The sequence below is a fragment of the Hyphomicrobium sp. 2TAF46 genome (assembly GCF_052114865.1).
Lineage (GTDB): Bacteria > Pseudomonadota > Alphaproteobacteria > Rhizobiales > Hyphomicrobiaceae > Hyphomicrobium_B.
Map to the genome: position 1 here is coordinate 35,144 of NZ_JBFRFO010000003.1, position 22,501 is coordinate 57,644.

Genomic DNA, 22,501 nt, shown 5'->3' on the forward strand with positions numbered 1-22,501 from the left:
TGTTCCGACAATTCGTGTCACCGGTCGAGTTAGCGAAAGCGTTCAAGGCGAGACGCGGACGGGTCCCGCAGTCGAGCCCGGCCACCTGTAGATGAAAGTCAGATAGGCGAGCGAGACATAGATGGCCCCGAATGCCAAAGTTCCAAGGAGCGCTGATGCCTCATAGAGCGTGAACCCATGAAGCCAATCCGGCCGCGCGTTGCCGAAGCCGGGAATATCGGTCGCAGGGCTCTGAAGCTTCGACCAGGCGTGGTCTGTCCCGATCAGCAGTTCGTTGAGGCCGGCAGTCAGCGCGCCCATGAAAGCAAGGCCGCACGACAGCAACGTGAAGGCGAGCAAGCGGAGCGAGATCGGCGCTTCCCGAAGGAAGAGCCAGAGCCCCGCGATGTACGCCGAAATCATTCCGAAGCTCACCGAAACGACGGAGACGACGAGGCCCGTCAGCTCGTTGCGGATCGAAAGGATTTCGGCTTCGCTCATCAGGTCTCGACCGCGAAAAGCTTTTTCTGATCGGACTTCTCGATTTCCTTCACCTGCCAGGGGAGACCCTGTTCGGCGAGCTCTTCGAGGAACGGCTCCGGCGGCAGCTGCTCGACGTTGAAAACGCCTTTGCCCTTCCAGATGCCCTTGAACATCATGATCGCACCGGTGACGGCCGGGACGCCGGTCGTGTAGGAAACCGCCTGCGCGCCGACCTCTTTGTTGGTCTCGGCGTGGTCGCACACGTTCCAGATCATGTAGCGCTTCTTCTTGCCCTTCTTCTCGCCCTTGAGAACGACGCCGATCGACGTTTTGCCGGTGTAGTTCTCGGCAAGCGAGGACGGCTCCGGAAGAACGGACTTCAGGAACTCCATCGGAACGACCGGATTGCCCTTGTACATGACGGGGTCGATGCGGGTCATGCCGACGTTCTGCAGCACTTCGAGATGCTTGATGTAATTGTCGGAGAACGTCATCCAGAAGCGGATCTGCTTCAGGCCTTTGATGTTCTCGACGAGGCTCTCTTCCTCCTCATGATAGATGAGGTAGGATTTGACTGGGCCGACTTCCGGATAGTCGATCATCGTCGAAATCGACAACGGATCGATCTCGATCCATTCGCCGTCTTTCCAGTATTTGCCGCGCTGCGTCACCTCGCGGAGATTGATCTCCGGATTGAAGTTCGTCGCGAACGCCTTGCCGTGACTGCCGGCATTGCAGTCGATGATATCGATCGTGTGGATCTCGTCGTAAAGGTTCTCCTGCGCGTAGGCGCAGAAGATGTTCGTGACACCGGGATCGAAACCGCAGCCGAGAACGGCCATAAGCCCCTTGGCCTTGAACTTGTCGTTATACGGCCACTGATATTTGTAGGTGAATTTTGCTTCGTCGCGCGGCTCGTAGTTCGCGGTGTCCATGTAGTTGACGCCGGCCTCGAGGCACGCGTCCATGATCGCGAGATCCTGGTAGGGAAGCGCCATGTTGATCACGAGGTCAGGCTTGACCTTGTTCAACAGCGCGACGGTGTCGGCGACGTTGTCGGCATCGAGCTGCGAAATCTCGATAGGAGATTTGCACTCGGCCTGGACCTTCTTGCAGCTTTCGAGACGGCGCGAGGCAAGGTGGATCTTTTTGAAGACGTCCCGGTTCATTGCGCATTTCTTCGCAACGACCGAGCCTGCAGCGCCTGCACCGATGATAAGTACGTTGTCCAACGAACGCTCCCAGAAAAGAAATGCCGGTGACGCCGGCTCCAGCAAGCGCTTAAAGGTGCGCTGGGGGCCCGAAATAGGGCACGCCGGACAATAATTCAATACTTACTAGAACTTGTTCTTTCCGGGTCGGCGAAGGCCAAGCAAATACTGTAAAATAATCATTTGTGACAGAGCCAGTCTCGGGCTTTCCCTCCGGGCGAAGTGGTCTCCTGCCTCCAGCTCGGGGCGGAAACCTGCAATGGCTGGCCGCATGGCATCGGCCCGGCGCGTCGGGGCGGCGGCGCCGGGCCGCTTCTGGCGCTATAGCACCTTGAAGCTTTGCTCTGCCGGTCCGTCGGCATTTGTGAACGGCTTACCGCTCGTTCCTTCGATCACTGCCCACAGTCGCTCGCCCATTTTTGGCTCGCCGTTGAGCTTGATGCTGACGTTCCGGTGATCCCCATGCGGAAGCACGGCTTTGCCGAGCAGCTTGGCATGCGCGCGATTTGCCGGATCTCCTGAGTAGATGGCCAAAGTCCCATCCTTCGGGACGAAGACATAGGTTATGGAGACGGAATCTCCCTTAGGCTTTTGGTTCATCGCCAGAACCGATGCCGGCGTTCCCGGCTCGGCTGCGAAGGCATTGCTGGCGACGGCAAAACTTGCCGCCACCGCGCTCGCGGCGACGATCAACACGCGTGACGATTTCATTGTTTTTGGACCTTGTGACTGAGTTGCGGCGGGCAGGCGTTTCGCGCAATGCCCGTTAGCAGTCATGATGGTGGCGCCCGGTGCGTGCCCCGTCCATCGGCACGTCGCCACTCTGCATGGAATAATATTTGGAAAGCGTAATTGGAATTGCAATAAGCGAACGCCGAGCCTTACGAATTTTTGAAGTCGCAAAGGGCTCAAATTGATGCCTTCTCCGCCCGCCCGCGAGATGAGAGCCGCAACGTCCGCTTCATTTAAATGGGGGACATCTGAATGTCTCCTGCCCAATTCAAAAAACGGAAAAGTCCAGAAGATACTCTGTGCGCGTTCGATTCGGTTTCTGTGAATAATAGCGTTTGCGTTACACTCAATTGCTGTCCTGAAATTGCTGTCCGTTCATCATTGATCGAGGCGTCCCGCGCATATTATCAGTGAGCAGATCGGTCATCCGGGGGGTGCCACTCATGAGGATATCTCGTGCGTTTGAAAGCGGCTTCTGCGGCATCTCGATCGCGCTGGCCCTGATGTCGCCAGCCGCGGCTGCAGACCTTGGAGGTAATTGCTGCGCCGACCTCGAGGAGCGTATCGCCGAATTAGAAGCGACCACCGCGCGCAAAGGCAACCGCAAAGTCAGTCTGACGATTTCGGGCTGGGTCAACGAAGCCGTGTTCGCCTGGGATGACGGTACGGAACATAATGTCTATGTCGGCACGAACTCCGTCGAGCAGACGCGCTTCAGGTTTGTCGGCGAGGCAAAGATCACGGCCGACTGGTCGGCCGGTTACACGCTGGAAATCGGGACGCAGGGTCACCCTTCCGGTCAATGGAATCAGAACTCTCCGAGTTCTTCGAGCAGCAATCCGAATAACCAGGATAATCAGCTCCTGGTCCGCAAAAGCTATTGGTACATCAAGAATAACGACTGGGGCCAAGTTGCCGTCGGACTGAACGGCACCGCGACTTACCACCTTCTCGACGACGCTGATTTCACGTTGACACGCAACATATCTGACGCTGAGGCCCCTGCGATCTACCTGTCGCAGTTTCAACTAAGGGCCGACGGACTCCCCATTGGCTCGACTCCGCTCAGATGGACCGACATCATGCGAGGCTTCAATAATTCAACGCCCGGCCAAAGCGGTCGTCGCAATGTGGTTCGCTACGACACTGCGACCTACGCCGGATTTTCCGCCGCTGCCGCTTGGGGCGAAGCCAGCTTATGGGATGTGTCGCTCACCTACAAAAACGATATCGGCGATTTCAGTGTTCTGGCCCGTGCCGGTTATGGTCAAAGCAATAATCCCGGTACCCAGTTCACTGGTACGCCGAGCACATACGTCACGGGAGGGACGTCCTGCATATCGTCGAGCACGACGACAGCATCATTTCCGAACTTCCGATGCGACTGGGAAGGTGCTGCAGCCACGATCATGCACAAACCGACTGGACTATTCGTATTCGGCGGCTGGGGTCAGCAACACATCGATACCGGCAACGCGGCCACCGAGAACCTGCTCATAGAGCCAGATAGCACGACGTGGTTCATCCAACCCGGTATCGAACAGAAGTGGATTTCTCTCGGCAAAACGAACATTTTTGGCGAGTACCGTCATGACGATGCCGGTTCCAATCCCGGTAAGACGGTTTCCTCGACCATAAATTTTTGGCAGGCTGGCATAATCCAATATATCGACGCTGCGGAAATGTCCCTTTATGTGGTCTACGAGCACGCCGATGGAGATATCTTCGGCGACAGTGCGACGGCTGCGACTGGAGCCCCTGTAGGGAAAACCTCTCTTGACACATTTCAGGAAGGCATAATGGGCGCGAAAATCAATTTTTGAATGGTATCACGCGACAACGTGAAGAGTGGCGACCGTCTAAAATTTGAGACGGGGAGCCATGTTCATGGCTTGGCGTCGATCCAGATGAAGCCGTCGCGGTTCGGCATGCGCACGGCCGCCAGCGTCTTGGCGTTCATTTCATCGCCCTCGCCGATGACGCCGTTGGCGGCAAGCAGGTAGGCCGTCAGCGCGTAGGTCTCATCGGCGGAGAGTGATCCGGCAGCTGCAGGCGGCATGCTCCGGCGAACGAAATCGAAGATCGTGGGCGCGAACGGCCAGTAAGATCCGATTGCCTTGCTTGGATTTTCGGCCGATGGCGGCTTCGGCCCACCGACGAGTTCTTCAGCCGTGCCACCTTCGCCGTGCAAACCGTGACAGCTCGCGCATTTCTGCTCGTAGATCACGCGGCCGTCTTTCGCGGTGCCTTTTCCCGGTGGCAGTCCACGCCCATCGGCGAAGATTGTCCGATCCCATTTCGCGATTTCGCCGGCGCTCAACGGCGCGCCGAGGTGGGGAGCCTTGAGGTCACGATCCGCAGCGACGCCCGCCGTCGCCACGACCGGAACGAAAATCGCAGCCGCGGCGCGCCTAAGCATAGACATGGCTGATCGTACCATCTTCATCGACGGCCCAGCAGACGATGGCGTTGTAATGAAAGTAGCCCTCACGCCCGCGCTCTTTCACCAGCACGTCGCGTTCGGGTTGAACGTATCCGGTCTCGTCGGTCGCGCGGCTTTTGAGGAGCGTAGCCTGTCCATCCCAGGCCCACGCAGATCGAAATCGCGTGAAGCACTGCGCCATCACGGGCTCCTGCAAATGCGCTTCGGCCCACGATTTGCCGCCATCCGCCGAAACCTCTACCTTTGCGATCTTTCCGCGCCCGCTCCAGGCGAGCCCGCGAATTTCGTAAATGTTCGCGCCGTGCATTTTTTGCCCTGGCGACGGCGAAGTGATCAGCGATTTCGCATCCATGACGAACGTAAACATCCGCGCTTTGCCCGATGGCTGAAGCTCGGTGTATTTCGCCGTTTCGTTGCGCGTCATTGCGGGAGCATCGGTGACATGCAGACGCCGTAACCATTTGACGTTCGTGATGCCTTCCCAGCCCGGTACGATGAGCCGGACCGGATAACCGTTCTCCGGCCGCACGCGCTCGCCGTTCTGGTAGAGCGCGACGATCGCATCATCCATCAGCTTCGCGAGCGGCAGGCTGACGTTAAGAAGACCGGCGTCCGCCCCTTCTGCGATCACCCATGAGGCCTTTGGATCGACGCCGGCTTCGTTGAGCAGGATCGAAAGCGGTACGCCCGTCCACTCCGAGCAGGAAACAAGCCCATGAAAATCGCCAACGGGCCGCTGGATAGGTTCTTCATGCCACCCGGCATTGCTGTTGCCGCCGCATTCGATGAAAAGAAAGCGAGAGCGCATAGGATATCGAAGCAGGTTAGCGACTGTGAATTCCAGCGGCTGCCGCACGAGCCCATGGATGACCAGCCGATGCACGGCCGGATCGATGTCGGGCACGCCGTCGTGATGGCGCTCGAAGTGCAGGCCGCTCGGCGTGACGATACCCTCGAGATCTTCCAGCGGCGTCCAGGAAACGCCGTCGCCCGCAGGCGCGCGATTGCCGCCCGTGTTGCGAACGACATGTTTCTCGAATTTCGATGGAACTCCGTAGCCGCTGAAAGGAAGCCCGGTCCTATGGATCCAGGAGGGGTCGGCGGGGTCTTCGGCCCGAGGCTTCGGCGCTTCTTCCGCAGCGAGCGTTGTGGCCGTCTGCGCAGTCGCTAGAACGAGGCCGCCCTGAAGAAAAAGGCGGCGATGCAAAAGCCCGCCGCCCGCAACTGGTGTTAAATCGTCCGCTGTTAGCTTGCCGGCCATGTGGCCGTTCCGCTGGCGCGATGTCAGGATTGGTTCGGAGCCGAATTGCCCTTGAACACGTTGCCTTTCGAATCCTCCGCCTCGACACTCATCACATCGGCTGGGCTGCCCTGATAGGTGAAGCGGAAATTCGGGTTCTCGCTGATCGAGATGCCGCCGGTCATCGTAAAGACGGTTTTGCCGCCGGTCTTCACCGCCACCTTGTCGACGAAGTGCGTCGGGATATAGAGGCCGGTCAGCTGATCCATCTGCATACCCGAGCTGTTCGGATGCCGGATCATCACCTGCGCTTCCTGCGCTTTGGCGTCCTCTGGATCCTTGAAGGCCGTCATGACCTTCATCTTGCCCATCGTCTTTGCCGCTTCCTCGGCGTCCTTACCGGCCGGCGCCGAGCAGCCGCCCGAGGCTTTGACGAACTTCATCGTCATGAACAACTTACCGTCGTTCGTCTCGGCAATGGCGCGCACGTTCGAATATTGATCGATGCGGACGCGCGTTGCCAACACGCGCTCACCCGTACCGGCCGCGTCGCCATAAGCGAAGCTCGCGACGACGGGGGAGGGGTTCTTGTCGATGACGAGCGTCAGCGATTTCACGTCCTTCGCGAATTCGGCCGGCAGGCGAACGGTCAGCGGAACGGTCGACGCATCTTCTGCCCGGTACGGGGCCTCGAGCATCACTTTTCCGGCTCCGTCGGCGACGTCGCGGGTTCCGAATAGATCCGTCCGAACGCTGTCCCAAATCGCGGCCGTATCGTCGGCTCGCGCGCTCGGCTGAGCCGACATGAGACCAAGAATTGCCGCTCCGGCAGCAACACTGGATCGGACAAACTTGCTGTGCATCGCTTCCTCCGCTCGCCGCCTTCAGGGCGATCTCACGCGTTCAAACGTCAAATCCCAAATAAAATACTACATTAACATGGTGACGAGGTCATCATTTTCGCAAGACGCGGCTTCGAAATCGCTGTCGGCGACCTAAAGCACGGCATTTGCGGCATATTATTTCAAGCTTGCCCTGGGTCAGGCAACGGCGGTCCGGGTCAGCCAAGCCCGCCAGCCGCCGAACTCGGTGATGTCTTCGGCACCGCGAAGCGCATGGCCCTCGCACAGGAAGCCCTTAACTTGCCGGCCGTCGTCAAGAACAAGGGTGCCGATGCCGAGCGGCGGTGGGATCAACGCCACGAACGAGCCGAAAGCGGCTTCGTCCATTTCCCAGATTTCGACTTCAAGGCCGCCCGGTCCGCTGCCTTCGAAGACGAGGCCCGGCTTTGGCGGCGTCGTTCCGGGCAAGGCATAAAGCCGATACCCCTTGGCGGTACGGCACGTTTCGCGATAGACCGCGTCGCGCTCCGTCAGCTGGCCGTTGAGAGGCTGGCCTCTGAGATGTGCGCCGACCACGGCAACCTGAACCGTTCGCTTCTTAACGGGCCGCGCCGTGGTGACGGGCGGCGCGCCGGATAACGCCACTTGCGTAGCGCCGAGCTTTGCACCATCGAGCGCGCGGTGAAGCATGTCGCCCACCGCCGCGAGCTGTCCGTCGGCGAATGCACGGCCGATCAACGTCACGCCGAACGGGATGCCGTCATCGCGAAAGCCGGCCGGAACGGCGAGCGCCGACAGGTCGAGCAGATTGACGAAATTCGTATAGGCGCCGAGGTTGGAATTGAGCCGGATGGGATCGGCCAGCATGTCGGCGATCTTGTACGTCGTGCCGGCCGTCGGCAGCACCATCACGTCCATGCGTTTCCATTCTGCATCCGCAGCGCGGCGAAACTCCGCCAGGCGATAGAAGCCCTCGAATACCGAGAGGGCGGATTTGCTTTTTCCGCTTCGAATGATGTCCCCGACGACGGGATTGAGATCGCTCTCGCTCAGATCGTCGGCCGCGAACAGGCGTTCGGCGACCCATGGACCGTCATAGAGCAGCGCAGCCGTATCGCGAAATGGTGCGAAGTTGAACGGCGTGATCTCGGCGCCGAGCTCCGCGAGGCGATCAATCGTCTGATGATAGAGACGCTGGTACTCGCTATCTTCAAAGAATGACAGCGGCGCGTTGGGAATTCCGACACGTAGCGGCCGCGCGAATTCCGCGACCGCAAATGGCGGCGCGTCCGCACGTGCGTAGCAGTCGTCCTTGTCGAACGCGATGGCGGCCTCTGCAACCTTGGCCGCATCCGCGACGGTGAGCGCAAAAATCGAGACGGCGTCCTGGCTCTTGCACGCCGGCACGACGCCACGCGTCGAGATGATGCCTTTGGTCGGCTTCAGACCGACGATGTTATTGAAGGCCGCCGGGACGCGACCCGAACCTGCAGTGTCGGTGCCGAGCGAAAACGAAACGAGGCCCGCGGCGACAGCGACGGCCGATCCCGAACTCGATCCGCCAGAAATGTAGTCCGCATTGAAGACGTTCGTCGGAATGCCGTAGGGCGAGCGCGTGCCGTTCAATCCGGTCGCGAACTGGTCGAGGTTCGTCTTGCCGATCAGGATTGCGCCGGCAGCTTCGAGCCGCTCGACGACAGTTGCCGAGCGCTCCGGCGTATAGGCGAACGCGGGACAAGCACATGTCGTGGGCATTCCGCCGACATCGATATTGTCCTTCACCGCAAACGGAATGCCGTAAAGGGGGCCACGCGGTGCATGGCGGACGCGATCGAGAACGCTCGCCTTGTCGCGGAGCGCAATCCAGTCGGGCGAGACGCCCCGTTTGCCGATGCGCGCGAAGACCTCTTCGACGACCGCTTCCGGTGTGGCTTTCCCTTGCTCGTAGAGCGCGGTGAGATGAGCGATGTCGAGCGATAAGGTCACGCCGTCGCCTCCGCATGTTCCTTTAAAATCACGAGTGCCTGTCCGAGCGCCACCGGCCGGCCTTCGGCGCACCTTACCTCGTGAACGATACCGCTTTGCGTTGCCGTCACTGCCATCTCCATTTTCATGGATTCAACGATAATCAGCGTCTCGCCCTCGGCGACCTTGGCTCCGGGCTCGACGAGGACTTTCCAGACGCTTCCGGGCACCGGACTTTCGACGGCGGTGGCCCCGGCTGGCAACACCGAAGCAGCATCCTTTTCGTCGCCGATATCCGATGAGGCTGCTGCACCGTCTTGGTCAACCTGCTGCCAGCGCGCCCGCTCGGCCTCGAATGCCGCCTGCTGACGCGCCTTGAACGCACCGATCGTCTCAGCATTATCGCGAAGGAAAGCCTGATAATCGCTAAGACGAAACGTCGTCTCCTCGATTTTGACGTTCGCCTGTCCTTCGAGAAAGCCGTCGCGGAACGCCAGCAGCGCTTCGCTCGAAACGGGATAGAAGCGGATCTGATCGAAGAAGCGCAGGAGCCACGGCGAACCCTCTTTGAATGCATCCGTCGTCCGGTACGTATTCCACACTTGGCACGTCCGCCCGAACAGCTGATACCCGCCGGGCCCCTCCATACCGTAGATGCACATGTAGGCGCCGCCGATGCCGACGACGTTATCCGGTGTCCAGGTGCGCGCCGGATTGTATTTCGTCGTCACGAGCCGGTGCCGCGGATCGACCGGCGTCGCAACCGGCGCGCCGAGATAGACGTCGCCAAGACCGAGGACGAGATACGTCGCGTCGAAAACGATCCGTAGCACGTCCTCGATCGAATCAAGACCGTTGATGCGCCGGATGAACTCGATATTCGAAGGACACCACGGCGCATCGGGCCGGACGCCCTGCATGTATTTGTCGATCGTCTTCTGCACGGCTGCGTCGTTCCACGAGAGCGGCAGATGCACGATGCGGGAGGGAACCTCGATGTCGCTCAAGTCTCCGAGCGTATCCTCGATCCGCGACAGCTCGGCGATGAGATCCTCGAGCGGCAGTATCGTGCTGTCGTAATGCACCTGCAGCGAACGAATGCCGGGCGTCAGATCGATAATGCCGCGAAGCTTCCGCGCCTCAAGGGCCGCCATCAATGCATGAGCGCGGAAACGCAAGGTGAAATCGAGGATGATCGGTCCGTATTCGACGAGCATGTAGGCGTCGCCCGCCCGCCGGTAGATGACGCGCGGTTTCTCGCCCGATGCTTCGCGGCCGCCGACGATGCAATCATCCGCGCCCCATTTCGCGTGCGGAAACGATGGCGCCGCGATGGAGTTCAGTGTCGCAATTTCCGCATTCTGTTTCGAGAGGCGCACTGCGGCCTCTGCCGGAGTGAGACGCACGAAGCGAATTTTGTCGCCCGGCCGGAGCTGCCCCATCTTCCAAAGTTCGGCCTGGATGATCGTCACCGGACACACGAAACCGCCGAGCGATGGGCCGTCGGGCCCGAGAATGACGGGCATGTCGCCGGTGAAATCGATCGCGCCGATGGCGTAGGCGTTGTCGTGAATGTTGCTCGGATGCAGTCCGGCTTCGCCGCCGTCGGTGCGCGCCCAGACCGGCTTCGGTCCGATCAGGCGAATGCCCGTGGGGTTAGAATTGTAGTGAACCTCCCAGTCGCTCGCGAAGAACGTATCGATGTATTCGGGTGCGAAAAAATCGGGCGCACCATGGGGGCCGTAGAGGACACCGATCTCCCAGGCATGGGCAAGGCGCGGCTTGAGATCTTCCGGGAGGCGCGCCGAAGCAAAGCTTGTCGCGTCCTTGCCGATATGGAGCACATCGCCCGTCATCAAGACGCGGCCGCCATGACCGCCGAACTTGCCGAGCGTGAACGTCGATTTGCTACCGAGATAGGACGGAACGTCGATGCCACCGCGAACGGCGATGTAGGCACGCACGCCCGGTCCTTTGACGCCGCCGATCTTCAGCACTTGTCCGGGCTTCACCTGAATGGCTTGCCAGTAGGAGACAGGCGCACCGTCGATCGTTGCCGACAATTCAGCGCCAGCGAGACAAATCACGGCATCAGTGTTGAATTTGAGCGAAGGCCCCGCGAGAGTCGTCTCGATCCCGGCTGCGCCTTCCTCGTTGCCGACGATGCGATTTGCCAGACGAAATGACAGCGCGTCCATCGGCCCTGATGGCGGCACGCCGACGGCCCAATAGCCGACGCGTCCCGGCCAATCCTGGATCGTCGTCTGCGTGCCAGGCGATAGAACTTCGATGGTGTCCGCTTTATAGGCGAACGTCTGCAGCGTCCGCGTCAGCATTTCGCCATTTGCGAACACGGTCGCGCCCGCGAGCTGGCGCAGATAATCGAGGTTCGTTTCGAGGCCGCCGATGCGTGTTTGATCGAGCGCCGATTTGAGGCGTGCCAGCGCATCTTCGCGAGACGCGCCTTTGACGATGATCTTCGCGATCATCGGATCGTAGAACGGTGAAACCTCGGAGCCGCTTTGCACCCACGTCTCGACGCGAGCGCTCGGCGGCCACGAAACTTCGGTCAGCCGCCCCGAGCTCGGCCGGAAATCGCGTGCCGGGTCTTCCGCATAAAGCCGGACTTGGATCGATGCGCCTTTCGGCAAAATCGCAGTTTGGTCGAGAGGCGGCAGTTCACCTGCTGCTTGCCGCACCATCCACTCGACGAGATCGGTGCCGGTGACCTCCTCCGTGACGCCGTGCTCCACCTGGAGCCGTGTATTGACCTCGAGAAAATAAAACCCGTTCGTCTCGGCATCGTAGAGATATTCGACCGTGCCCGCGCTTTCGTAGTTGACGGATTGCCCGAGACGTCGCGCCGTTTCCCACAGCGCCGCACGCGTCTTCTCAGGAAGATTTGGCGCAGGGGTTTCCTCGATGACCTTTTGGTTGCGCCGTTGCGCCGAGCAATCACGCTCGCCGAGCGAGACGACGTTGCCCCGGCCGTCGCCGAAAATCTGCACCTCGATGTGGCGGCCGCGCGCGACGTACTTCTCGATGAAGATGCCGGCGTCCTTGAAGTTGTTGCGCGCGAGACGCTCGACGCGCTCGAACATCGGCGCGATGTCGTCCGCAGACGAAACGAGCTGCAGCCCGATGCCGCCGCCGCCTGCCGTGCTCTTGATCATCACCGGATAGCCAATGCGCTGGGCTTCGCTCTTCGCATGCTCGACATCGCGAATAAGGCCAGAGCCCGGCGCCAGCGGCACATTCGCTTGCAGCGCGAGCTCGCGCGCCTTGTGCTTCAATCCGAAGGCACGCATGTGCTTCGATTTCGGACCGATGAACACGATGCCGGCCGTTTCGCAGGCTTCGGCAAAGTCGGGATTTTCCGACAGGAAGCCGTAGCCGGGATGGATGGCATCCGCGCCGGTCTTCTTTGCGGCGTCGAGGATCGCATCGAACTTCAGATAGCTTTCAGAAGCGGGGGAGGGGCCAATGGCGACGGCCTCACCGGCTTGCATGACATGCATCGAATGCCTGTCGGCGTCGGAATAGACGGCGACGCTGGCAATTCCCATACGGTCGAGCGTTCTGATGATACGGCAGGCGATGGCGCCGCGATTGGCGATCAGGACTTTGCGGAACATCGGCTTCAGCTCCCCTTACCCCAGATGAGAACTTCGATCGGCGTGGGGTTGTAGGCGTTGCAGGGGTTATTGAGCTGCGGACAATTTGAGATCAGGACGATGACGTTCATGTGCGCAATCATCTCGACGTATTTGCCGGGCGCCGAAAGCCCGTCCTCGAACGTCAACCCTCCGTCCGGCGTCACCGGCACGTTCATGAAGAAATTGATGTTGTGGCCGATGTCGCGCTTTGAAAGTCCGTATTGCTCGTTCTCGGCTATCGCGAGCAGGTAGCTGTCGCGGCACGCGTGCATCGACTTCTTCTCGAGCGCGTAGCGAACCGTGTTGCTCTCCGTCGCGCAGGCGCCGCCGAGCGTGTCGTGGCGGCCGACCGTATCGGCCGTGATCGTCAGCATCGGACGGCAGATATCGGAAAGAAGCACAGATCCTGCTGTGAGGTAGATATTGCCCTGTTCGCGGATGGTGTCGGAAGCGGAGTATCGTTCGCCGGGATCATCGGCATTGAAGAACAGGGTATCCGCAGCCTGATTGCCCTCGAGATCGAGAAGGCGCAGCGTCTGACCCTTTTGAACGACATGCATCCAATAATTGCCGGCCGGAACGACACGGCGATAAATTGCGTCGGCGTCGCGCAGCGTGCTTTCCTTGATCATTGGTGTGCATCTCCGCAGCAGCCCGCGAGGAAGATGCGATTGTTCTCGAAGCCACGCGCATTCTCGGGCGCCGAGAGCCGGGCAGGGTCGTCGATGGCCGCGGGCGGTCCTTCGATTATTTCGAATTGCGCCGGTTTCCTCGGGTAGGTGTTCGCGAAGTTCAGGGGGTGCGGACAGGTGTGAAAGAGAACGAGGGTATCGATCTCGAAACGCAACTCGACCTGCGCGCCGGCCTTCGCCGCCGTCGTATCGAGCGACATTGTGCCGTCGGCGGCGACGGCGATCTTGCTGAACCAGTTAACGTTCGCAGCAAGATCGCGCCGGGTCAGTCCATATTTGGCGCCTTCGACTAGAAAGCTGTCGTGACCGTTCTGCTGCCAGTCGTTGCGGGCCGTCTGATAGCTCTTCTCACCCCACTTCCGCGCGATGATCGCCTTTGTCGTATTGCCGCTGACTGTATCGTGCCACCCGAAGCTGTCGGACACGACCGAACAGAAAATGCGGCCCATATCCGAGTAGAGACAATGACCGGCGGTGAGCTTGAACGTGTGCTGACACTTGAGCGTATCGGGCGCGTTGTAACGCTCGAGTAGGTTCTGCGGATTGTAAAACAGCATGCCGATGTTGGCGCCGCCCTCGACGTCGGTGAGCCGCAGTCGAGTGTTTCGGCGCATGAGCAGCGACCAGTGCTTACCCCCGGGCAGCGTATCGCTGTAGATCAGGTTCCCCATTTTCAACTCCCCACGCAGAAGCGTTCTTTTGAAAACGCTGATTGCGTGCCAGTCCGGGCCGTCCCGGGTTAGCGAGATGCCGTCGAAGGTCGTCCCTCGCGGCAAGCGTGATGGCCTAGGAACGCGGAGCAGAATGCCCGTGACGCGTCAGAACGCCCGGGCTCCCTGCAACTTTCTTCGGCCAGATCTCGATATCCTTGGTGATCGTCGCGCCCGTCGGGATCGCAGGCGCGCTCGGAGGTGGTGTCGGGATGTCGGCCGAGAGTCGTGCGCCATATCGCTCGAGTTCCTCCGGCCGGTTACGCGGCCGCTCGAAAGCGATGATGCGCGTGCCGAGTTCGAAAGCTTCGCTCAAGTCGTGCGTGACCATCACGACGGTCAGCGACGATTCATTCCAGATGCGTCGCATGAGGACGTGAATATCCGATCGGATGCCGGGATCGAGCGCGCCGAACGGTTCGTCCAGCAGCAGCACCTTTGGACGCCGCATCAGCGCCTGCGCCAGCGCGAGCCGCTGCTGCATGCCGCCCGAAAGCGCTGATGGATATTTCTGCTCCTGACCGGCAAGCCCGACGGCCGACAGAAGCTCGCGCGCGTCTTCCTCGGCTTGCTTGCGCGCGCGTCCGAACAATCGGCCGAAGACGCCGGCCTTTTCGAACTCCCGGCCGATGATGACGTTGCCGAGCACGGTCAGATGCGGAAAGACGGAATAGCGCTGAAAGACGACGCCTCGATCCGCGTCGGGTTCGGCCTTGAGCGGAAGACCGTCGACGAGAATGCTTCCGCGCGTCGGCCGCTCTTCTCCAAGCAGCATCCTGAGGAACGTTGTCTTGCCGCAGCCCGATGGGCCGACAAGTGCCACGAAAGAGCGTTCCACGATCTCGAGATTGATCTGCTCGAGCACGATGTGATCGCCGTATTCCTTCCAGACTCTGTCGAAGACGATCGCGTTCATGCTGTTCTCGCTTCGGCAAACCAGGGAAACGCTCTGCGCTGGAGAAGCCGGAGGCCGAGATCCATCAGGAAGGCCAAGATCGTGATCCACACGACATAGGGCAGGATCACATCCATCGAGAGATACCGGCGAACGAGGAAGATGCGGTAGCCGAGACCGGACTCGGCGGCGATCGCCTCGGCGGCGATCAGGAACAGCCACGCCGGACCGATTTCCAGCCGGACGGAATCAATCAAGCGCGGCAGGATTTGCGGCAGCACGACTCGCAAGGCGATCTGCGGCGTCGACGCTCCGAGCGTTTGTGCTTTGATGAGCTGCTCGCGCGGAATGTCTGCGACCCGAAGTGCGATATCTCGAATGAGCTTGAGCGAAGTGCCGACGACGATCAGGGTAATCTTCGAAGCCTCGCCAAGCCCCATGACGATGAAGAGAATGGGAAGCAAGGCGAGTGGCGGCACCATCGATAACACCGACACGACCGGCCCAAGCGTTGCTCCCATAACCGGCAACAAGCCAATAACGATGCCGAGAACCAGGGCGAAGGCCGTCGAGATCGCGAGGCCGATGACGAGACGCGTCAAGCTCGCTGACGTATCATTCCAAAGCAGATAATCGCCGGTGCGCGGATCGGGCTTCATCGCGTAAGCGTCGATGGCTTCGCCCATTCTGGCAAACGACGGAAGAAGCTTGTCGTTCGGATTTTCGGTCAGTCGAACGTCGGAAGCGATGATGTAGGTCAGTAAGAGCAACGCAAATGGCAGGAAGGCGAGCGCAAGACGCCAAGTCTTGTCCGGCCGATAGTTGATAGCGCGCATGCGGTCGCCTTCCTTCGGTGCGTTGAGAGAAGCGGCGCTTAAAGCTTGCCGTCTTCCGCCTCTTTCATGAACGTCGCGTCGTAGCGGAACTTGACGTTCGACTTGTCACCGAAGACCGTTTTGTCGGGGAACTCGACGCCGATCGCGCCGTCGGATTTCGCCTCTTTGCCGAGAAGCGATTTCTCGAACAGGAATTTGGAGACGCGTTCGGTCGTCGTCTTCAGATCCTTGCCGGTGGTGAAGGTCACGGCATCCTTCGGATCGGCGAAGAGCTTCGTCGTCGCGAGCTGTTCGTCGAAGCCTTTGAGATCCGTGCCCGAAGCTTTGGCCATCGCTTCTTTGGACTTGGTGCCGTCTTTCATCGTTGCGAGCGTCTCGTACCAGATGCCGGCGAGCGCCTTGGCGAACTTCGGATTGTCCTTGAGCACGCCAGTGTTGACGACCATGAGATCGATGATCTCGCCCGGAATCTGCGAGCTGTCGAAGACCTTCTTCGCATCAGGCGATTCAAGGATCGTCGAGACGATCGGCTTCCACGTCACGACGGATGTGACATCCGGCGTTTTGTAAGCGGCCGCCATATCGGCGTCGGACGTATTGACGACCTTGAGGTCCTTCTCCGCCAGTCCGATGCTTTCGAGGCCGCGCGCGAGGAGGTAATGCGAAACCGAGAACTCGACGAGGTTGACGTTCTGGCCCTTGATGTCGGCGAGCTTGTCCTTGCCCTTCAGAATGACGGCGTCGTTGCCGTTCGAGAAGTCGCCGACGATCACCGCTGTTGTGTCGACGCCGCCGGCCGCGGGAATTGAAAGGGCGTCCATGTTCGTCACGGTGACCGCGTCGAACGAGCCGGCCGTGTACTGGTTGATGGATTCAACGTAGTCGTTGAACTGTTTGACCTCGATATTGATGCCGTACTTGTCGGCCCACTTTTTCACGATGCCGGAATCGGCCGCATAACCCCAAGGCATCCAGCCGACGTAAATCGACCAGGCGACCTTGAAGTCTTTCTTTTCGGCCGCCTGTGCGGGCGACAGGGCGAACCCTGTCACGACTGCGAGGCCGATCGCAGCTTTCAAAACTTGCTTGACGGAAGAGCGCATCGCCAACCCCTATCCTCGTGCTGACCATCAGTGTCGGCCGCAAGGAGCTTCGAGACAGGAGCGGAAGACCTCGAATGAGCGCGCTACGAGCGCGCGGAGGGAGGCCTGTCCGTTCGAGCGCCGAAGCATCTCGCGGTGTAGGTCTCCCGGGCTTTTATCCCGCCGTGGCTCCGCCACGCGTCACGCGCGGCGGGAGAGCCTCTCTCGGACCTGACGCTTGTGCAGCCGGAACCCTAGAGGCGTTATGCACGATGCTTTGCACGCGGCGTGCCAAGGCGTGTTCGCCAAAAAAAGCTGGAATTTCTTCGGGTGTTGGTGATTGCGCTGCCAGCCGCTTGTGCTGAGCGCCTAGTAGCTAGGCAGTTTCATTTGTTCCCCGCGAACTGCATGCTCGTCACGGGAACGATGCACGTCGGCGGTTAGGCTTCGATCAGCCGAGGACGCGACGCGAGCAGCCCGCGCAGCATTCCGACGACGCGCAACGCCGGACCCTTGCCTCCGCATTGGATGCTGATCCGCGCGCCTTCGAAAAGAAGAAAGACTTCATCTGCGAGCAAGTCGGGGTCGCTATATCGTGCCGCCCGGAAAAGCCCGACGAGCCGGTCATGCTTTCGCTGCTTGTAGGCTTCGATCACGGCGCGGGCAGGGTGGCCGGTATCGAGTTCGACTGCCGCATTCGCAAGCGCGCAGCCGCGTTCGAGTTTGTTCGTCAGGACGTCTTCGACGTGCTTGACCCAGGCGTCGACCTGTTTTTGCGGACTATCGAGATTTTCGGAGAGGATGCGATCGAGAACGTCGTCGCCTTCGTTTGCGAGCTGTTGGACGTAGACGACGATCAGATCATCTTTCGATCCGAAGTGCCGGTATAGTGTCATCTTATTTGTAAGTGCGGTGTCTGCGATCGCCTCGACCCCGACAGCATGCACGCCGTGACGGTAGAAAAGGTCACGAGCCGCGATCAGAATCCGCTCCCGTGGGGACTTGGCAGCTCGTTGCCCCTCTGAGATCAGCTCTGATCCGCCAGCGCTGCGCAAATCTTTCTCCCGCGCAGTGCTTATGCGCTCTTGACGAGAATGTTACCGATCGGTAGCAGTATGTTACCGGTCGGTATCGGGTAACATGACTCTGTCATCCCTGTCATTCGGTACTTACAGCGCGCGGCATATATGGCACGCGCGCCCTTGAGGTGGGGTCAGAACGAAAAATCACGTGCGCCGAACGCAATTGACGCCCGGCGCAAATTGAACGCTGGCGCTCGATATGGAACGCAATCGGTTCCTTCGTGCGTCAACAGCAAACATAAATGACGGAGACAGCACGCGTGTTTCAACGGTCCGCCTCAATCGCCGCGGTTTTGCTGGCTTTATCGGCAGGTCTTTCCGCGTGCAGCGAAGAGAAAACCGCGGCACAAGCAGCGCCGCCACCTCCACCGCAGGTTACTGTGGCGAAGCCGACCAAGAAGGTCATCTCAGACTACGATGAATACGTCGGGCGGTTCGTTGCGCTCGACTTCGTCGAAGTGCGCGCGCGAGTTTCCGGCTACCTCGACAAGATCCATTTCACCGATGGCCAGATGGTCAAAGTCGGCGATCCGCTCTTTACGATTGACCGGCGTCCCTTCCAGGCATCGGTGGATCAAGCGAAAGCATCCATCGCGCAAGCGGAGGCGAACGTCGCCTTCGCGCAGTCCGACTTGGAGCGCGGTGAAAGTCTGGTCCGCGGAACGACGATCACGCAGCAATCGCTCGACCAGCGCCTTCAGGCCAAGCGCGTCGCTGAAGCGAATTTGACCGCGCAGCAGGCGGCGTCGAGGCAGATGACGCTCGATTTGGAATTCACCGAGCTTTCGGCGCCGATCGCGGGCCGCATCGGCGATCGCCGCGTGTCGGTTGGAAACCTCGTCACCGGCGGCACCACCGGAAACACGACGCTGCTCGCGACGATTGCCTCCGTCGATCCGATCCGCTTCGAGTTCACGATGGATGAGGCATCGTATCTCCACTATCTCAAGGCTGCCTCGTCAAAGGCTGCCGACAGCTCGGGCCGTGGCCTCAACATGGCTGCTCAGCTGAAGCTGATTGATGAGAAAGACTTCGTCCACCAAGGCCAGATCGACTTCGTCGATAACGCCATCGACAAGTCGTCCGGTACGATCCGCGGCCGGGCCGTTTTCAAGAATGCCGACGGCCGCCTCACGCCGGGCATGTTTGGCCGCATTAGACTTGCGGCCTCCGAACCGGCTGAGGCTCTGCTTGTGCCCGATGCCGCCATCGGCACCGAGCAGGTCAGGAAATTCGTCTATGCCGTCGATGGCGACAACGTTGCCAAGCCGAAGTACGTCACGCTCGGGCCGTTGGTTGACGGTCTTCGCGTCATCACGGCCGGCCTTTCTCCCGACGACACCGTCATCGTCAATGGCCTGATGCGCATTAGACCCGGCGCGAAGGTTACGCCGCAGCAAGCCGCTGCGGACGCCACCAACCCGAAGGACCAGACGGTCCGGACCAACTGAGAACGGCCCGTCCCAATGCGCATTTCACACTTCTTCATCGACCGCCCGATCTTTGCGGCCGTCATCTCCATTGTGTTCGTGATTATCGGCCTGGTCTCCGTTACGCGCCTGCCGATCGCGCAATATCCGGAGATTGCGCCGCCGGTCGTGAACGTCACCGGGCAATATCCGGGCGCCAGCGCCGAGGTCGTCGCTGCCACGGTCGCGACACCACTCGAGCAGCAGATCAACGGCGTCGAGCACATGCTCTTCATTTCGTCGAACTCGACGAATGACGGCCGCTTCTCGATCTCGGTCACCTTCGATATCGGCACCAATCTGGATATTGCGCAGGTTCAGGTTCAGAACCGCGTTGCCATAGCGCAGCCGAGACTGCCCGCAGACGTACGCAACATCGGCGTCACGGTGGCGAAAGCGTCGCCCGACCTCATGATGGTCGTGCATCTGCTGTCGCCGGACAACTCGCGCGACACGCTTTTCATTTCGAACTACGCGAGCGTGAACATCGTCGACGCGCTCACCCGCGTCCAAGGCGTCGGCTCGATCACCGTCTTTGGCGGTCGCGATTATTCGATGCGCGTCTGGCTTGACCCCGACCGCCTTCAATCGCTGGCGCTGACGGCAAGCGACGTCGTGGCGGCGTTGCAGGGACAGAACGTCCAGGTTGCGGCCGGCGTGCTCAACCAGCCGCCGCTCGAAAAGCCGGGGGCGTTCCAGATTACGGTACAGACGCAAGGGCGCCTGATAGATCCGGATCAATTCGGAAACATCGTCGTCAAACAAACGGCTGACGCCGTCGTTCGCGTCAAGGACGTGGCGAAAGTCGAGTTGGCGGCCCTCGATTACGGCATCAATTCGTACCTCGATAAGCAGGCGGCGGTCGGACTTGGTATCTTCCAGCTGCCCGGTTCGAACGCCATCGACACCGCGAAGAACATCAAAGAAGCCATGGCGGAAATGTCGAAGAGCTTTCCGTCGGGGCTCGAGTACACCATCGTCTATAATCCGACCGACTTCATTCAGCAGTCGGTCGATGCGGTCGTTCACACCATTCTCGAAGCCGTCGTGCTGGTTGTGATCGTCGTCCTGCTCTTTTTGCAGACGTGGCGCGCGGCGATCATTCCGATCGTAGCAATCCCTGTTTCGCTCATCGGCACATTTTTCCTGATGTCGATGTTCGGCTTCTCGCTGAACAACCTGTCGCTCTTCGGCCTCGTGCTGGCGATTGGCATTGTCGTCGACGACGCGATCGTCGTGGTCGAGAACGTCGAACGCAACATGGCGAACGGACTGAGCCCCAGAGAAGCTTCCTACCGGACCATGGAGGAGGTGGGCACGGCGCTCATCGCCATCGCGCTCGTTTTGAGCGCGGTGTTCGTTCCATCGGCATTCATCACCGGCATCTCAGGCCAGTTCTACCGCCAGTTCGCGCTGACGATCGCCGGCGCGACGGTGATTTCGCTGATCGTCTCCTTGACGCTGTCGCCCGCACTCTGCGCTTTGCTGCTGAAGCCGCATTCGACCGAGCACCGCCACAACCCGCTCACGTGGCCGATCCGCGCCTTCTTCAAGTTGTTCAACTGGAGCTTCGACCGGTTGTCGCAAGGCTATGGCTGGCTGGCCGGCCGCGCGGTCAGGTTCTCGGTGCTGATGCTGATCCTTTACGCAGGGCTCATTGCGTTCGGCCTGAATGAATTCCGCAAAACGCCGATCGGTTTTATCCCCGACCAGGACGGCGGTTATCTGATCACCATCACGCAGCTTCCACCGGCAGCGTCGTTGGCTCGGACCAATGACGTCAACAAGCGCGTCGTTGAACTTGCGCTCACCGTTCCGGGTGTCGCCCACGCCGTCAACATCGTCGGCTTCTCGGGTGCAACACGCGTCAACGCCTCGAACGCGGGCGCGGTTTTCGTAACGCTGAAGCCGTTCGAAGAGCGCGCCAAAGATCCGAACATGTCAGCCAAGGCCATTCAGGGGAATCTTTTCAAGAAATTCTCGGAGATCCAGGAAGCGTTGGTGCTTGTCGTGGCGCCGCCCCCCGTTCGCGGTCTCGGCAGCTCCGGCGGCTTCCGCATGATGGTCGAGGACCGGTCGGGCGCAGGCTCGCAAGCGCTGCAGGCTGCCGTCAATGCGATGATGGGCAAGGCAGCTCAGACCACCGGCGTGAGACAGGTGTTTTCGCTCTTCGAGACATCGACGCCTCAGCTGTATCTCGACATTGATCGCGTCAAGGCGCAGATGCTGGGCATCCGCGTTCCGGACGTGTTCGCCGCGCTGCAGACGTACCTCGGCTCGATCTACGTCAACGACTTCAACCTGCTCGGCCGAACCTTCCGCGTCACCGCCCAGTCCGACGCTGATTACCGCCTGACGGCGAAAGATGCGTTGAGCATACGCGTGCGCAATTCCAACGGCGATGCCGTTCCGCTCGGATCGTTCACGACCGTGAGCGATATTTCGGGGCCCGCGCGCGTTCCCCGTTACAATCTCTATCCGGCAGCCGAACTCGATGGTTCGGCCGCCCCGGGGTATTCGCAGGGGCAGGCCATCGACATCATGCAGAAGCTGGCGGCCGAAACGCTGCCGCCCGGCTTTAGCTATGAATGGACCGATCTCGCCTACCAGCAGATTCGCGCAGGAAACACGGCCATCTTCGCCTTCGCTCTGGGCGTCGCGTTCGTGTTCCTCGTCCTCGCCGCGCAGTTCGAAAGCCTGACATTGCCCTTGGCCGTCATCCTGATCGTCCCAATGAGTCTCATTGCATCGATCAGCGGCGTCATCATCCGAGGTATGGACAACAACATCCTGACCCAGGTCGGCTTCATCGTGCTCATAGGTCTCGCCGCGAAGAACGCAATTCTGATTGTCGAATTCGCGGAGCAACTCGAAGCTCAGGGCCGTTCCCGATTCGAGGCCGCGACCGAAGCCGCGCGGCTCAGAATGCGGCCGATCATTATGACGTCGCTCGCATTTATTCTCGGCGTGGTGCCGCTGGTTTGGGCCGTGGGCGCCGGTGCCGAGCTCCGGCAGGCTCTCGGAACGGCAGTGTTCGCCGGCATGATCGGCGTCACGTTCTTCGGTCTGATCTTCACGCCGGTCTTCTATGTGGTGTGCCGCTGGCTCTCCGGCCTCGGCCGCCGCAGATCGGGGGAGCCATCGCACGAACCGCCGCTCCACGCGGCGGAATAGACGCCGCCCT

17 protein-coding genes and 1 riboswitch are annotated in these 22,501 nt (G+C 60.3%); of the genes, 3 read left to right on the forward strand and 14 right to left on the reverse strand.

Features of this window, described 5'->3' with window-relative positions; all coding sequences use genetic code 11:
- Nucleotides 1–42: 42 nt before the first annotated feature.
- The 3 genes from AB4Z24_RS06935 to AB4Z24_RS06945 all read right to left on the reverse strand — a co-directional run bounded on the left by AB4Z24_RS06935 (nt 43) and on the right by AB4Z24_RS06945 (nt 2,384).
- On the reverse strand, nt 43–480 hold the full coding sequence (locus AB4Z24_RS06935; RefSeq protein WP_441706893.1) for a hypothetical protein: 438 nt from the start codon (nt 478–480) through the stop codon (nt 43–45).
- The gene (locus AB4Z24_RS06940) at nt 480–1,694 is read right to left on the reverse strand and encodes a saccharopine dehydrogenase family protein (RefSeq protein WP_441706895.1); all 1,215 of its coding nucleotides are present in this window, start codon (nt 1,692–1,694) and stop codon (nt 480–482) included. The genes AB4Z24_RS06935 and AB4Z24_RS06940 overlap by 1 nt, the downstream gene beginning before the upstream one ends.
- 300 nt (nt 1,695–1,994) lie before the next feature.
- Entirely contained in the window at nt 1,995–2,384 is a 390-nt protein-coding gene (locus tag AB4Z24_RS06945) for a DUF7282 domain-containing protein (protein WP_441706897.1), read from the reverse strand.
- Between the two features lie 464 nt (nt 2,385–2,848).
- Between AB4Z24_RS06945 and AB4Z24_RS06950 the strand changes: the two genes are divergently transcribed.
- Nucleotides 2,849–4,228 carry a porin gene (locus AB4Z24_RS06950; protein WP_441706899.1) on the forward strand — a complete coding sequence of 460 codons (1,380 nt, stop codon included), beginning with the start codon at nt 2,849–2,851 and terminating at the stop codon, nt 4,226–4,228.
- A 62-nt stretch (nt 4,229–4,290) separates the two neighbouring features.
- On the opposite strand, the gene AB4Z24_RS06955 is transcribed toward AB4Z24_RS06950, so the two are convergent.
- The 11 genes from AB4Z24_RS06955 to AB4Z24_RS07005 all read right to left on the reverse strand — a co-directional run bounded on the left by AB4Z24_RS06955 (nt 4,291) and on the right by AB4Z24_RS07005 (nt 17,821).
- Nucleotides 4,291–4,830 (reverse strand): c-type cytochrome, encoded by a 540-nt coding sequence (locus AB4Z24_RS06955; RefSeq protein ID WP_441706901.1) that lies wholly within the window; start codon nt 4,828–4,830, stop codon nt 4,291–4,293.
- Nucleotides 4,817–6,109 carry a sulfite dehydrogenase gene (soxC, locus tag AB4Z24_RS06960; protein ID WP_441706902.1) on the reverse strand — a complete coding sequence of 431 codons (1,293 nt, stop codon included), beginning with the start codon at nt 6,107–6,109 and terminating at the stop codon, nt 4,817–4,819. Before soxC ends, AB4Z24_RS06955 begins: the two co-directional genes overlap by 14 nt.
- A gap of 23 nt (nt 6,110–6,132) precedes the next feature.
- Nucleotides 6,133–6,951 (reverse strand): quinoprotein dehydrogenase-associated SoxYZ-like carrier, encoded by an 819-nt coding sequence (locus tag AB4Z24_RS06965; protein WP_441706904.1) that lies wholly within the window; start codon nt 6,949–6,951, stop codon nt 6,133–6,135.
- A 177-nt stretch (nt 6,952–7,128) separates the two neighbouring features.
- Nucleotides 7,129–8,916 (reverse strand): allophanate hydrolase, encoded by a 1,788-nt coding sequence (gene atzF, locus AB4Z24_RS06970; protein ID WP_441706906.1) that lies wholly within the window; start codon nt 8,914–8,916, stop codon nt 7,129–7,131.
- Complete coding sequence (gene uca, locus AB4Z24_RS06975) at nt 8,913–12,530, reverse strand: urea carboxylase (RefSeq protein ID WP_441706908.1); 3,618 nt, start codon at nt 12,528–12,530, stop codon at nt 8,913–8,915. Before uca ends, atzF begins: the two co-directional genes overlap by 4 nt.
- A gap of 5 nt (nt 12,531–12,535) precedes the next feature.
- Nucleotides 12,536–13,183 carry an urea amidolyase associated protein UAAP2 gene (locus tag AB4Z24_RS06980; RefSeq protein WP_441706910.1) on the reverse strand — a complete coding sequence of 216 codons (648 nt, stop codon included), beginning with the start codon at nt 13,181–13,183 and terminating at the stop codon, nt 12,536–12,538.
- Entirely contained in the window at nt 13,180–13,914 is a 735-nt protein-coding gene (locus AB4Z24_RS06985; protein ID WP_441706911.1) for an urea amidolyase associated protein UAAP1, read from the reverse strand. The genes AB4Z24_RS06980 and AB4Z24_RS06985 overlap by 4 nt, the downstream gene beginning before the upstream one ends.
- A gap of 115 nt (nt 13,915–14,029) precedes the next feature.
- Nucleotides 14,030–14,869, reverse strand: coding sequence for an ABC transporter ATP-binding protein (locus AB4Z24_RS06990; protein ID WP_441706913.1), 840 nt, complete (start codon nt 14,867–14,869; stop codon nt 14,030–14,032).
- Entirely contained in the window at nt 14,866–15,684 is an 819-nt protein-coding gene (locus AB4Z24_RS06995; protein ID WP_441706915.1) for an ABC transporter permease, read from the reverse strand. Before AB4Z24_RS06995 ends, AB4Z24_RS06990 begins: the two co-directional genes overlap by 4 nt.
- Nucleotides 15,685–15,722: 38 nt before the next feature.
- The gene (locus AB4Z24_RS07000) at nt 15,723–16,787 is read right to left on the reverse strand and encodes a putative urea ABC transporter substrate-binding protein (protein WP_441706917.1); all 1,065 of its coding nucleotides are present in this window, start codon (nt 16,785–16,787) and stop codon (nt 15,723–15,725) included.
- 141 nt (nt 16,788–16,928) lie between these two features.
- A riboswitch (guanidine-I (ykkC/yxkD leader) is annotated at nt 16,929–17,035 on the reverse strand.
- 171 nt (nt 17,036–17,206) lie between these two features.
- Entirely contained in the window at nt 17,207–17,821 is a 615-nt protein-coding gene (locus tag AB4Z24_RS07005; protein WP_441706919.1) for a TetR/AcrR family transcriptional regulator, read from the reverse strand.
- Nucleotides 17,822–18,108: 287 nt separating this feature from the next.
- Between AB4Z24_RS07005 and AB4Z24_RS07010 the strand changes: the two genes are divergently transcribed.
- Both AB4Z24_RS07010 and AB4Z24_RS07015 read left to right on the forward strand, forming a co-directional pair.
- Nucleotides 18,109–19,299, forward strand: coding sequence for an efflux RND transporter periplasmic adaptor subunit (locus AB4Z24_RS07010; RefSeq protein WP_441706921.1), 1,191 nt, complete (start codon nt 18,109–18,111; stop codon nt 19,297–19,299).
- A 15-nt stretch (nt 19,300–19,314) separates the two neighbouring features.
- Entirely contained in the window at nt 19,315–22,491 is a 3,177-nt protein-coding gene (locus AB4Z24_RS07015) for an efflux RND transporter permease subunit (RefSeq protein ID WP_441706923.1), read from the forward strand.
- The last annotated feature ends 10 nt before the right edge of the window (nt 22,492–22,501 follow it).